The sequence below is a fragment of the Solibacillus faecavium genome (genome assembly GCF_014836905.1).
Taxonomy (GTDB): Bacteria; Bacillota; Bacilli; order Bacillales_A; family Planococcaceae; genus Solibacillus; species Solibacillus faecavium.
Genome location: NZ_JACSPZ010000005.1, coordinates 187,445 through 200,875 on the forward strand (window position 1 = coordinate 187,445; position 13,431 = coordinate 200,875).

Below are 13,431 nucleotides of genomic sequence, written 5' to 3' on the forward strand. Positions count from 1 at the left end.
TATAAAAATTCTCTTAATATACCTTTATTTAATCGTTATATTCATTTGCGAAGTCCAATTTTATTCTCGAAAGACAAAGACGGATTGTGCTTCGCTATAGTTCCCGAACATTTCCTTTTACAAGTTTACATGTGAAAGTCCATTTACTCAAATAGTTTCTTCAATTCATGTATAATAAGTAGAAGTAAAATCGTTTAAGAAAATTTGTATAAAAGAGAGTGAGAAATAATATATGTATGATGTGATTGTAATTGGTGGCGGACCATCTGGATTAATGGCAGCTATAGCCGCAGCCGAAAAAAATAGAAAAGTACTCCTACTTGAAAAAGGTTCGAAACTTGGGAAAAAACTCGCAATTTCAGGAGGAGGACGCTGTAACGTAACAAATCGTTTATCAGCAGAAGAAATTATTAAACATATTCCTGGCAATGGTCGCTTTTTATACAGTCCTTTTACAGTTTATAATAATGAAGACATAATTGCATTTTTTGAAGGGCTTGGCGTCCCTTTAAAAGAAGAAGATCACGGTCGCATGTTCCCGGTTTCCGATCGTGCACAGGATGTTGTCGATGCACTCGTAAATGAAATGAAGCGTCTAAAAGTGGAAGTGCGCCTGCATACAGCGGTTAATAAACTTTTAATGGATGAGGAAAAAATTTATGGTGTTCGTTTGGAAAGTGGCGATGAAATCCGCGCAAATGCTGTAGTTGTAGCTGTTGGAGGGAAAGCAGTTCCACAAACGGGATCAACCGGTGATGGCTATCCTTGGGCAGAACGTGCGGGTCATACTGTTACGACTTTATACCCGACAGAAGTACCGGTTACATCAAAGGAGCCATTTATCCAATCCCGTGATTTACAAGGATTAGCATTACGAAATGCTGCTGTTTCAGTGCTTAATAAAAAAGGGAAAGTTCTCGTTACCCATCAAATGGATATGTTATTTACACACTTTGGATTAAGTGGTCCAGCAATATTACGTTGCAGTCAGTTTATTGTAAAGGAGCAGCTGAAAACAGGTAGCGCTCCTGTGCAAGTACGTATTCAGTCATTAACAGATTATAATGAAGAAACCTGTTTCCAAATGTTAAATAAGACGATTAAAGACGAACCGAAAAAAGCTGTCAAAAATTTATGGAAGTCACTAGTACCCGAACGTTGGCTATTATTTTTAATGGAGCGAGCTGACATTGACGCTACGTTAACAGGCATTGAATTATCACAAGAGAAAATTCGCAATCTCGCACGTGAACTTGTTGCATTTACGATGAATGTTCATGGCACCCAGCCAATCGAAAAGGCATTCGTCACAGGCGGCGGGATTTCTGTAAAGGAAATTGAACCTAAAACGATGGCTTCCAAGAAAAAGCCGGGGTTATTTTTCTGTGGGGAAATTTTAGATATTCATGGCTATACAGGCGGCTATAATATTACCTCAGCACTTGTAACTGGAAGAATAGCAGGAATGAGTGCTGGTGAAATCAAACATTTATAATTTTTATCACAAAAATACTAGTACTCCTAATAATTCCCTAGTATCATAAAAGGTATGTACACTCAGGAGGATATGATGCGATGCATAATTCCGAAACAAAACAAACAATGCTCTTTTTAGCATCAGACGAGCTTATGCAAACTCATTTGACTTGCAAAAAAATTAGCGACAGTAATAAAGATGAATTTACTTTTTCTATAAAGGCTTTTTGCTATATCGAAAATAATGAATCCTATGCCAAAAACGTACCGTTAAAATTGACTCTCGGTTTAAATAAAAAAGGCCTAGGGATGTCACTGGCTATCGATTTAGCAAATATCCCAAATGTTTTTCCAATGCAATTAAAAAAAATAATCGAACACATTCAAAAAAGCCCGACGCTCTTACAAAGTGTATGTCAACACCTTGATAAAATTGCTGTTTCATCATCAATTGAAGAAGCTGTCCAAGCTAAACTTGCCAAACATTTTCTAATCGAAAATGCACCGCAAGGAATTACGAGCTATACAACGAATCGGCAAGCGAACCAACTCTATTGGCTTATGGACAAGAACCAAATAATTTCCAGTATAAGTCCTTTTAAAATAGATGGTGAAGGTGGACATATAGCATTTACAGTTCAGATTGGCTTTAAGCATGAATTTATCATGCAATGTTATGAAGTGGAATGCATGATGCATTTATTTAATGAAGAGGACAAACTAGGCTATTATTTCGAACTGTATTTGGATCAGGAAAACTATCATCATCAGCTTTTGTATGATGCATTGCCTGATCAATTTATGGACAACAAAGTGTTTTTAAATCAAGTATTGGAAGAAATGAAAAAACGAAATGAAGAACAATATAACGATTACTTACAGGACTTAATCGAAAAGTTTACAGCCAGCATCTAAAAAGAGTCAATCCGGAAAGTCGGATTGACTCTTTTTTTATACATATAAGTAAACGGCTAAAAACATTGCCACACTGCCCCCCATGACAAATAAATGCCAAATTGCATGGTTATATGGAATACGGTTATTTTTGTAGAAATACGTACCGATTGTATAGGATAAACCACCGATTAATAAAGTAGTAAAACCAGCTATTCCTATATGCGCAAATAAAGGCTTCGCAACAAAAATGACGATCCAGCCCATTCCGATATAAACAAACAGCGACAATACTTTAAATCGGTGAACGAAAAACTGTTTTAGTACTATACCAACTGTCGCCAAAATCCATTGAATGGCAAAAATTGTCCATCCTAATTTACCACCAATTGCAACTAATGCAATGGGTGTGTATGTCCCGGCAATTAGTAAGAAAATCGAACTGTGATCAAGCTTTTTTAGAAATGTTTTATGTGACGGCCATGAATGATACATTGTTGATGCAAAATATAGGCAGAACATTGATATTCCAAAAATAACATAGCTAATTAACTCGATAGTCGAGCCTTGATTTTGTGCTTTATTAATAAGCATCAATGTAGCAGGGATTGTCATAACAGCTGCTATTCCATGTGTAAGACCATTCCAAAATTCTTCCTTCGTACTATACTTACTTTGTTCAAACATGATTTGTGTCATAAAGCCACCTCTTCCTTCTTTCCAGTATAAAAAATAACAAGTACCTGTTATAGAGGTAGTTGTCATTAGTTCCATATGATAGTTATCATAATAAATAAAAGTTTTTATAAAGGGCTATCCATAAAAGATATACCCACTTCAATACAAATAAAAAACTCACTGGAACTAATTTTCCTAGTGAGTTGATTTTTTAAGCTTGAATGTATCGAGCAATTTTTTCAGTTAGACGAGTTGTCACTTTAGGTAACAATACTTTTATAGCTGGATTTAATACTGCACCAGAAAGTCCGCCTGCTGTAACTTCTACCTTACATGTCATATATGTACCACCATCTCTAGGCTCCGCTGTAAATTCACCGCCGCCTTTAAAATTATCTGAAAGACCTTTAATTTCAAATTTAATTTGAGATGGCTCGTTCATTTCTATAATTTTTATTTCCAGCTCTACTTTTTTCGTTAACCCTTTAAAATTCCCTTCGAATGTCCAGTGAGAAGTTTGTGAATCCACTTCCTTATGCTCTTTATAAGCAGGTACCAACACTGCCCATTTCTCAATTTTACTAACGAAAGCCCATACTGTTTCTTGGCTCACTGGAATTTGTACGGAATGCTCGGCTTGTGCCATATTGCTACACTTCTTTCTTCATAAATCGTTAAATGATGTCATTTACTATTCTAGTATTACATAGAAAATGTTTTGGCAACATAGTTATTTTTGCCCTTCATGCAACAATAGAGCTGCCTCTTTCAGTTCTTCGGCAGATACATCTTCTGAATATCTCGTTGCTTCCTCACTAAATGAAACATTGCCGATGTTTAAAGTCATAAGAGGTACACCTTCCAACTTCACTTCCAGTTGTGAAAAAGACTGTGGAATTCCCTCTAATTCAGCTTTCGTTGCTCTTACATGAATTTTCATCGCATAATATACTAAATCTTCTATTTCAAAACGTTCCCCAATTACTAAACTTGCTTTAGGTAGTTTGAAATTATTTCCAATCGTTTCAAATGTAATATACGATTCGTTTCTCTTTAGAAAAGCCGCCTGTTCATAAGTAGTAACAAAATTAATTTTGAACTCATTGCTCGAAGGATAAGTTTTTAGCGTAATATTATTCGGAACCTCTTGGACAAGGCGCTCATTAAAAGGATAATCTTTTTCCACAGGATAAGGCTCCTTTGCACTCATATCTGCACTGCACCCGACAAGAAACAAAATAAGTGCCATCCATATTAACTGTTTCATTTGATTCCCTCCTTAACCGAATGTGATGACTATCCATAAAAATACAGCCAATAACCCCATCCCAATCCATTCATAAATTTGTTGATTTTTCGGCTTTACCGACTTGTTAAATTCATAAGATCCAACCAGTAATCCACTTGCTAATATAAAAAACAGAATACTTTTATGCATTAAATACTCATTTTCTCGCAAATAATGAGCAGATAACTGTAGTGGAATAACAATTGCTAAGAAAATCACCGTCCCTTTCCAGCTTCGCTTCTCATCTCGTTTTTGCTTTGGGATTTTTAATACAAATTTTAAAATATAGGCTATTGCGACCATTACTCCACCCAGTATCACGATCTCCATAAAACTAAGGCCTGCATCATCCATTTTTTTATCCCACACAGAGTAATTTACTGCTGATGTATCTTCTAGTTTATAAAAAAGTTTTGTATGCACATCTTCAACGACATACCATCCGTCATTCTTAGAAATTTTCAGTTTCAACTGCTCACCATTGGACATCACAACGAGCACATCTTTTCCTAAACCAAAACTGTAAGGTCGTTCGATTAGCTTCATATCATGTAAAAGTATATTCATATTTTGCACATCAATATCTTTTTTGAATGCATGAACTTGTGTATAATAGCTTGAATCCCGCGCAAAAAATTGATCTCTTTGGCTATATTTCGAGCTTATAAAGAACTCTTCCACCGTAGCTTCTTCTATCAGCTGTTCAAACGGTGTAGCACTTTGAACAGGGGGCTCCACTTGACTAGGGCCTGCTAGCAGAAGAATTAATACAACAGCACAAAACGAAACTGATGTAAACGCATAGCGCCAGTTAAATAATCTTTTCGATGCTTTACGCAATATTCTATTTTTCATTTCGGGAGTAAATTTTTGCTCCTCTCCAATGTAGCGGTCTATTTCACCCTTCCATTTCGTCATTTAGCAGCACCTCCCATTCAATATTTACTAATAACGGCTTTAACTTTTCACGACCGCGTACAAGCCTCGTTTTAACCGTATTCTCACTCAGTTGTAAAAGCTCCGATATTTCTTTGATTTTATAATCATCATAATAATATAAAATAAGTACCTCTCTATATTTAACAGGGAGTTGCAGTAATGCCGCTACAAGTTCGGATTGTTCCTCTTCTTGAATTTTCACCTGTTCAATGGAGGGAGTAGCAAGTCTTTTTGGGAGAACATGTGCCATCTTGCGTTTCCAACTTCTTAAATAGTCATGACTTTTATGTATCGTAATTTTCACTAAATAGGTTTTTAGCAAGGAACGACCTTCAAACCGCTCTTGCTGTTTGTAATATGCTAAAAACGTATCTTGTACGACTTCCTCTGCGGCTGCCCAATCTTTCACATATAAATAGGCAACACGTATGCAATATTCCCCATAGGCATCCATTACTTCTTCTAAATGTTCTGACACTGCCCCACCCCTTTCTCTTTTTCTTTATAGTCGTATTTTTTTTGGAATAAGTTTCAAATTTCTAAAATTCATTTAACGATATTGTAATTAATCCATTTCTACTGTGAATACGTTATAAACCTTTTATACTACGTTTCTGCCATGTTTTTAAAAAATATCAAGTACTTATTTATTAAATTTTTAAAAATATTCAATAAATAAATATCCAAAAATTCAGAACTTTACCATATAATAATAATTATATTGTATAAATTAGATTACTTATAGGAGGTGTAACGAATGCCAAGTATTAAAAAGCTCTTAATCCAGGATGTCGAGCCTGGCGATGTTCTTGCAGAAGATGTTTTTATTAATCGTACATTATTCATGAAAAAAGACAGTATTTTAACAACAAAAGCTTTGGAATTACTAAAAAAGAAAAGCATAAAATACCTTTCCATTTATTATAAAGAAAAATCTGCAAATCCCTTTGACTTCCCAGTATCATTAGAAGATACACACATTAATTTTTCCGATAGCTCTTTAAGCGGGAACGGGGATGAATTTAACTTTTACGCTATTTTAGCAGAACTCGATATTGAAATCCGATACGGTCAACTTTTAAAAGATGAAGGAAATATTGATTATTTACAAATAATTTTTGAAGATATTTTATCTAACTCTGCAAATAAATACTGCTTGTCTCAATTGAAAAAATGGGATTATCATTCCTATTTACACAGTATCGATGTTTTTATTATTGGAACGCTATTTGCTCGCCACTTAAAAATTGAACATGTAGAAAAGCTAGCTCTGGGGTACTTGTTGCATGATATCGGAAAGTTAAAGATACCACAGCAACTCCTTCAAAAACCTGGTCGTCTTACTGCAAAGGAATTTGACCTGATGAAAAAACATACTTTATATGGCGAGGCAATTCTTAAACAAATAGGTCTATCTGATTTTTCCTATTTGGCTAAATCCCATCATGAACGTAGAAATGGTGAAGGCTATCCGGAGAGTATGCAAATAAATTTCAAGGCAGAGCTCGAACTTTTGCAAATAATCGACGTGTATTCAGCGATTACAATGAAACGTCCATACCGTGATGCAATGCGTGCTGCAGATGCATTTAGTTTACTTTATAGAGATGAAGAAAAGTATAATAGTATACTGTTAACTGAATTTGTGGATTTTATTGGCATTTACCCTGAGAATTCGATTGTATTATTATCAAATGGCCATAATGCACTTGTCCAAAAGGCAAATCCACAGTTCCCCACTTCACCAAGAGTTAAATGTATGGAAACGAACATTTCATTTCATATTTCTATAAACAACGATATTACGATTTTGAAAATGGTTGCTTATCAAACAGAGGATAAAATCGAATTATTAAATCTATTTTATAATGAGTTAGTGAGTGCAAATGTTGAAAATGCAAAAAAAACTTATTTAAAAATTGTAGATAATTTTATTATAGAAGAATATTTCACTAAAATATTTATACCTGTTTATCAGATTTTAAATTTACTGAAGATGCAAAAAGCTATTACTAATACGAAATATGAGCAAGTTGTAGAGTATATGGAACAATTAATGCAGCAAAAAGTCGATGAACTGATTGAAAACGATTCATATCATGATCATGTTTTAATTCTAATTGATGACCATGTTCAAAATGATTATTTTTTCAAAGTATTTATAGGCTTAATTCATAATAATCGGATATCGCCTCATGTTATGCCGGTGCATTCCAGTCTGGAAATGATCTTAACAAAGCTTGATACACAAAACTTTTCTAAAACCTGTTTCATTACGAACGGCAATACAGATACGCTATTATTGTCATATTTACCAAATATGTATGAAATGCCGCAAAGCAAAATTGAAAAGTATTTAATTGATTTAATAGGTGACAATAAAGACAATTTTGATTTTCATTATCTTTTGGAAAGATTCGGTGTTCTATCATCAACTATAATCCATTAAAAAAGTCTGCTCAAAATGCGAGCAGACTTTTTCATTTTAATATTTATTTAATTACGATATTGACTAATTTCCCTGGAATAACAATAACTTTAACAACTGTTTTTCCTTCAATGAATTCTTGTACTTTGCTATCGGCTAAAGCCACTTTTTCCAAGTCTTCTTTTGAGATATCTTTTGCTACCGTTACTTTCGCACGTACTTTACCTAATACTTGAACAACTACTTCGATTTCGTCATCTACTAGTTTTGCTTCGTCATATGTTGGCCATGTAGCATACGTGATTGTGTCTTCATGTCCTAAAATTGTCCAAAGTTCTTCCGCGATATGTGGTGCGATTGGTGATAATAGTTTGACGAACCCTTTTGCATATTCAACAGGAATTACTTCCGCTTTGTAGCAATCATTAATGAATACCATCATTTGTGAAATAGCTGTGTTGAAGCGAATGCCTTCATAGTCATCCGTCACTTTTTTCACAGTTTGGTGATATACTTTTTCCAATGTTGTGTCATTAGATTCTTGAATTTTAGCTGCAAGTTTTCCTTCTTCTGTTACAAATAGACGCCAAATGCGATCTAAGAAACGACGGGCACCATCAAGACCGTTTGTGCTCCATGCTACAGATGCTTCTAATGGACCCATGAACATTTCGTATAAACGTAATGTATCTGCACCATGTGACTCAATAATATCGTCCGGATTTACAACATTCCCTTTTGATTTCGACATCTTTTCGTTACCTTCACCTAAAATCATCCCTTGGTTGAATAATTTTTGGAATGGCTCCTTCGTATGCACTACACCTAAATCGTAAAGAACTTTATGCCAGAAGCGCGCGTACAGTAAGTGAAGTACAGCATGCTCTGCACCACCGATATAAATATCAACTGGTAACCAGCGCTTTAGTAATTCAGGATCTGCAAGTGCCTGATCGTTTTTCGGATCGATATAGCGTAAGAAGTACCATGAAGAACCTGCCCATTGAGGCATTGTATTCGTTTCACGGCGACCTTTTTTACCTGTTACAGGATCAACTACATTTACCCATTCTTCAATATTTGCCAGTGGTGATTCCCCTGTACCTGAAGGGCGGATATTTGTTGTTTTCGGTAATTCTAGTGGCAGCTCTTCTACAGGAATTGTTGTCATTGTGCCATCTTCCCAATGAATTACTGGGATTGGCTCTCCCCAATAACGTTGGCGGCTAAATAACCAGTCACGAAGGCGGTAAGTGATTTTCTTTTCCCCTACGCCATTTTCCACTAACCAATCAATCGCTGCCTTAATGCCATCTTCTTTATTTAAGCCATCTAGGAATTCAGAGTTAATATGTGCACCATCACCGACGAATGCTTCTTTTTCGATATCTCCACCTTCAAGAACTTGGACGATTTCTAAATCAAACTCTTTAGCGAATTCGTAGTCACGCTCATCGTGTGCTGGTACCGCCATAATTGCACCCGTACCGTATGTTGATAATACATAATCCGCAATCCAGATTGGCACTTCTTTGCCGTTGATTGGATTTACTGCATAAGCACCAGTGAATACACCTGTTTTTTCTTTTGCTAAATCAGTACGCTCAAGGTCAGATTTTAATGATACTTTTTCTAAGTACGCTTCTACCGCTACACGTTGCTCTGGAGTAGTTATTTCAGCTACTAGTTTATGCTCTGGTGCCAATACACAATAAGTAGCACCGAATAAAGTATCAGGGCGTGTAGTAAATACTTCGAATCCTTTGTCTGAACCAGCCACTGTGAATTTCACTTGAGCTCCTTCAGAACGACCAATCCAGTTACGTTGCATTTCTTTAATCGATTCTGGCCAATCAACATCGACTAAATCATCAACTAGACGGTCTGCGTATTTCGTAATGCGCAGTACCCATTGTCGCATCGGACGACGTACTACTGGGTGACCACCGCGCTCAGAAAGTCCGTCGATTACTTCTTCGTTTGCAAGAACTGTACCTAAAGCTTCACACCAATTCACGGCAACTTCATCAACATACGCTAAATCCATTTCCACTAATTTTGTGAAAATCCATTGTGTCCATTTGTAATAAGATGGATCTGTTGTATTAATTTCACGGTCCCAGTCATAAGAGAAACCTAGTTCATTAATTTGACGTTTAAATGTTGCAATGTTTTTTGCCGTAAATTCAGCAGGGTCATTCCCCGTATCTAATGCGTATTGCTCTGCTGGTAAACCAAATGCATCCCAACCCATTGGATGAAGAACATTATAACCTTGCATACGTTTAAAACGAGATAAAATATCTGTCGCTGTATAACCCTCAGGGTGTCCTACGTGTAGACCGGCACCTGATGGATATGGGAACATATCCAAAGCATAAAATTTTGGTTTATCCACTTCATTTTCCGTTTTGAATGTTTTATTTTCTTCCCAAAACGCTTGCCACTTTTTCTCAATCTGTTGATGATTAAAACTCACAATAACTCCTCCTTTAAACTCATTCTTGCTGTGGTTTATGTATTGTAGGCGTATTATCCATGATTTAACAGAATATTTAAAAAATAAAAAAATCCCGTCCCATCTTATGATAAGAAGGGACGAGAGGTAATTTTTACTCCCGCGGTACCACCCAAATTAGTGACACAGCACTCAGCTTCATTTCTTAACGCGAATACACGGCCTTAGCTACTACAATTTCACTAAAGCAAACTCCGAGGCGAGTTCAATTTGACACTTACTAGCTTCCACCACCCGCTAGCTCTCTATAAAGTGAGACCATCTACTATTCCTCATCACAGTCAAAATATTATTTCATTCATTTTAACTAATTCTACACAAAAGTACAAGTGGCTGTTTTATGATTGTACTTTTCTTAATGCTCGATCATATAGCAGACACGGAATAATAGCTAAAAGAATAAGAATCGATAAAATCATCATTAACATTTGCATACCATATACGTCGACCATTAAACCACCAAATACAGGTCCAATCATTCGTCCGATTGTCGTTGCACTGTTTACTAGCCCTTGATAAAATCCTTCTTGCCCTTGTGGTGCCAACTTGTTGGCAATCATCGGGATGATCGGTGTAAAGAATACTTCACCGAATGTTAAAATAACCATAGCCGCAGCAAACATTTTAAAATCCTGCGCAAAATAAACGACACCAAATGAGATCGATATAAGTACTAAACCTAGTGTTAATTGATGTTTTATTTTATTTTCCCATCGAGTGACAAGCGGTTTAATAATTGGTTGGATTGCTACAATCATAAAGCCGTTGATTGTCCATAGTAAGCTATATTGAGACAGGCTCATTCCCAATCCTTGCGTATAAGAAGAAATCGTTGCACTCCATTGTGAATAGCTTAACCAACATACTACTAGAGATATACTTAAAATCCCGATTGCGATAATAGGTGCTTTACTTCTTTGTTTACCCTCATCACTCGATATGGACTTAGTTATGATTCTATTATCATCAAAACGCTTATACGTAGTTATGACAAGTACGAAAAATAACGCATAGAAAAATAGATTCGCACTAAATACATAATCAAATTTTATATCTGCGACTAGACCTGCTAATGCTGGTCCAATGGCAACTCCAACGTTATTTGCCAAGAAGATCGCATTAAAAGCTTTGCGACCACCTTCAGGCCAGGCACTTCCTGCGATAGCGTAAATAGCCGGATACACTATTCCCCCACTAAAGCCCATCATCGCCAAAAATATAATGTATTGTGGCCAATCATGCCAAATAGTGAGAAGCGAAATTGAAAATAAATTAAGTACTACCCCTATCAAAATTGCTTTATAGCCACCTAATCTATCGAATAAATATCCACCTACTAGATTACCAAAAACACCCGCCAATGAATTGAGCATCAGAACAATGCCCGCTGTAGTCAATGATTTCCCTAAATGATCATGAATATATATGCTATTTAAAGGCCATAAAAATGAATTCCCGACCGTATTTACGAATGTGCCTATAATTAAAAACCAGACTTGTTTCGGCACTGAATTTCCTCCTTCAACATTTGCTCAAATAACAAGTGTATTCTTTCGCATAAAAATGTACAAGAAAAAAATTTTCTATTAGGATCTGTCCATGTTAGAATAATACGTTAGAGGAGTGAACAACGAATGACTGAAACAAATTTTCCTTTCCCGTCAGACGGGAAACGTTATTATACATGGAATCGCTATTTACGAAATGAATTTGGAAAGAAAGTATATAAAGTCGCATTAGATGCTGGCTTCGATTGCCCAAACCGTGACGGTACGGTCGCTTTTGGTGGCTGTACGTTTTGTTCTGCTGCAGGTTCAGGTGACTTTGCAGGTAGTAAAGTAGATCCAATCCCTGTACAATTCGAAAAAATCAAAGCTAAAATGGAGAACAAATGGAAAGACGGCTTAACGATGGCTTACTTCCAAGCTTATACAAATACTCATGCACCACTCGAAGTTTTAAAAGAGAAATTCGAAGCAGCACTCGCTTGTGAAGGAGTTATGGGTCTTTCTATCGCAACACGTCCAGATTGCCTACCGGATGATGTCGTAGAATATTTAGCTGAATTAAATGAGCGCACTTATTTATGGGTAGAATTGGGATTACAGACAGTCCATGAAAAAACAGCCAACTTAATTAACCGCGCACATGATTATGCGACATATGTAGAAGGTCTTAATAAACTGCGCAAGCACGGCATACGTGTTGTAACACATATTATTAACGGATTACCTTTAGAGGATTACGATATGATGATGGAAACAGCTCGTGAAGTGGCAAAACTGGATGTACAAGGTATCAAAATCCATTTACTCCATCTTTTAAAAGGGACACCTCTTGTGAAGCAATACGAAAAAGGTATGCTGGAGTTTATGGAAAAAGATGCATATGTTCAGCTTGTAGCAGATCAGCTTGAAATTCTTCCACCTGAAATGATTGTCCACCGTATAACAGGCGATGGTCCGATTGATTTAATGATTGGTCCAATGTGGTCTGTAAACAAATGGGAAGTACTTAATGGAATAGATGCAGAGTTGGAAAGACGTGGCTCGTATCAAGGAAAGTACTATAAGGCGGAAATTGCAAAATGATATTAGAACGTGTTATTCAATATGCTCAAACTTTATTGAAAAAATCGGTCTCAGAAGGTGAAATTGCCGTAGACGCAACAGCAGGCAATGGACATGACACACTTTTTTTAGCAAACCTTGTAGGGGACAATGGCTATGTGTATGCGTTTGATGTGCAAAAGGAAGCGGTTGATGCCACACTACACCGTCTACTCGACAACGCACTTGAACACCGGGCAATTGTATTAAAGGACGGGCATGAAAATGTAGCCAAATATATAAATAAACCTGTTGCTGCAGCCATCTTTAATCTAGGCTACTTACCTGGCAGTAATCATGAAATTATTACCCGGCCTAATACAACAATTCAGGCAATCGAAAGTCTTCTAACATTATTAAAAATTGGTGGAGTTATTGTATTAGTTGTATATTATGGACATGAAGGCGGCAAAGATGAACGTAACGAAGTAATTGAATTTGTTAGTAATTTACCTCAAAAGCATGTACATGTTTTGCGCTATGAATTTATGAACCAAAAAAATGACCCACCATTTATTATTGCATTGGAAAAAGTAAAAGAATTTCCGAAAGAGGGCTAAGTTTTCTTAGCTCTTTTTTATCTAGTAATGAGGTGAATATT

The 13,431-nt window shown here is 36.2% G+C and carries 12 protein-coding genes and 1 other annotated feature; of the genes, 5 read left to right on the forward strand and 7 right to left on the reverse strand.

All coding sequences use genetic code 11. From position 1 onward, the window contains the following. The first annotated feature begins 232 nt into the window (after nucleotides 1–232). Together H9635_RS12475 and H9635_RS12480 are read left to right on the forward strand one after the other, a co-directional pair. Nucleotides 233–1,495 (forward strand): BaiN/RdsA family NAD(P)/FAD-dependent oxidoreductase, encoded by a 1,263-nt coding sequence (locus H9635_RS12475; protein WP_191700632.1) that lies wholly within the window; start codon nucleotides 233–235, stop codon nucleotides 1,493–1,495. Between the two features lie 80 nt (nucleotides 1,496–1,575). Next, entirely contained in the window at nucleotides 1,576–2,391 is an 816-nt protein-coding gene (locus tag H9635_RS12480; protein ID WP_191700633.1) for a cysteine methyltransferase, read from the forward strand. Nucleotides 2,392–2,427: 36 nt separating this feature from the next. Here the strand turns inward: H9635_RS12480 and trhA are convergent, their stop codons facing one another. The 5 genes from trhA to H9635_RS12505 all read right to left on the reverse strand — a co-directional run bounded on the left by trhA (nucleotide 2,428) and on the right by H9635_RS12505 (nucleotide 5,753). Beyond that, nucleotides 2,428–3,069, reverse strand: coding sequence for a PAQR family membrane homeostasis protein TrhA (gene trhA / locus H9635_RS12485; RefSeq protein WP_191700634.1), 642 nt, complete (start codon nucleotides 3,067–3,069; stop codon nucleotides 2,428–2,430). A 190-nt stretch (nucleotides 3,070–3,259) separates the two neighbouring features. Further along, nucleotides 3,260–3,694, reverse strand: a complete 435-nt coding sequence (locus tag H9635_RS12490; protein ID WP_191700635.1) for a CoxG family protein — start codon at nucleotides 3,692–3,694, stop codon at nucleotides 3,260–3,262. Between the two features lie 84 nt (nucleotides 3,695–3,778). Further along, a complete protein-coding gene (locus H9635_RS12495; RefSeq protein WP_191700636.1) occupies nucleotides 3,779–4,315 on the reverse strand; it encodes a hypothetical protein in 537 nt (178 codons plus the stop codon). A 12-nt stretch (nucleotides 4,316–4,327) separates the two neighbouring features. Further along, nucleotides 4,328–5,254: a hypothetical protein gene (locus tag H9635_RS12500; protein WP_191700637.1), complete on the reverse strand. Its 927-nt coding sequence runs from the start codon at nucleotides 5,252–5,254 to the stop codon at nucleotides 4,328–4,330. Continuing rightward, on the reverse strand, nucleotides 5,235–5,753 hold the full coding sequence (locus H9635_RS12505; protein WP_191700638.1) for a sigma-70 family RNA polymerase sigma factor: 519 nt from the start codon (nucleotides 5,751–5,753) through the stop codon (nucleotides 5,235–5,237). Before H9635_RS12505 ends, H9635_RS12500 begins: the two co-directional genes overlap by 20 nt. Before the next feature lie 279 nt (nucleotides 5,754–6,032). Here H9635_RS12505 and H9635_RS12510 point away from each other — a divergent pair, with 279 nt between their 5' ends. After that, on the forward strand, nucleotides 6,033–7,724 hold the full coding sequence (locus H9635_RS12510) for an HD-GYP domain-containing protein (protein WP_191700639.1): 1,692 nt from the start codon (nucleotides 6,033–6,035) through the stop codon (nucleotides 7,722–7,724). A gap of 43 nt (nucleotides 7,725–7,767) precedes the next feature. On the opposite strand, the gene leuS is transcribed toward H9635_RS12510, so the two are convergent. After that, complete coding sequence (leuS, locus tag H9635_RS12515; RefSeq protein ID WP_191700640.1) at nucleotides 7,768–10,182, reverse strand: leucine--tRNA ligase; 2,415 nt, start codon at nucleotides 10,180–10,182, stop codon at nucleotides 7,768–7,770. A gap of 112 nt (nucleotides 10,183–10,294) precedes the next feature. Further along, nucleotides 10,295–10,509, reverse strand: a binding site (T-box leader). Between the two features lie 50 nt (nucleotides 10,510–10,559). Continuing rightward, nucleotides 10,560–11,729 (reverse strand): MDR family MFS transporter, encoded by a 1,170-nt coding sequence (locus H9635_RS12520; protein ID WP_191700641.1) that lies wholly within the window; start codon nucleotides 11,727–11,729, stop codon nucleotides 10,560–10,562. Nucleotides 11,730–11,855: 126 nt separating this feature from the next. On the opposite strand from H9635_RS12520, the gene H9635_RS12525 reads away from it, so the two are divergent. Beyond that, entirely contained in the window at nucleotides 11,856–12,812 is a 957-nt protein-coding gene (locus H9635_RS12525; protein WP_191700642.1) for a TIGR01212 family radical SAM protein, read from the forward strand. After that, nucleotides 12,809–13,390, forward strand: coding sequence for a tRNA (mnm(5)s(2)U34)-methyltransferase (locus H9635_RS12530; protein ID WP_191700643.1), 582 nt, complete (start codon nucleotides 12,809–12,811; stop codon nucleotides 13,388–13,390). The genes H9635_RS12525 and H9635_RS12530 overlap by 4 nt, the downstream gene beginning before the upstream one ends. Nucleotides 13,391–13,431: the final 41 nt, after the last annotated feature.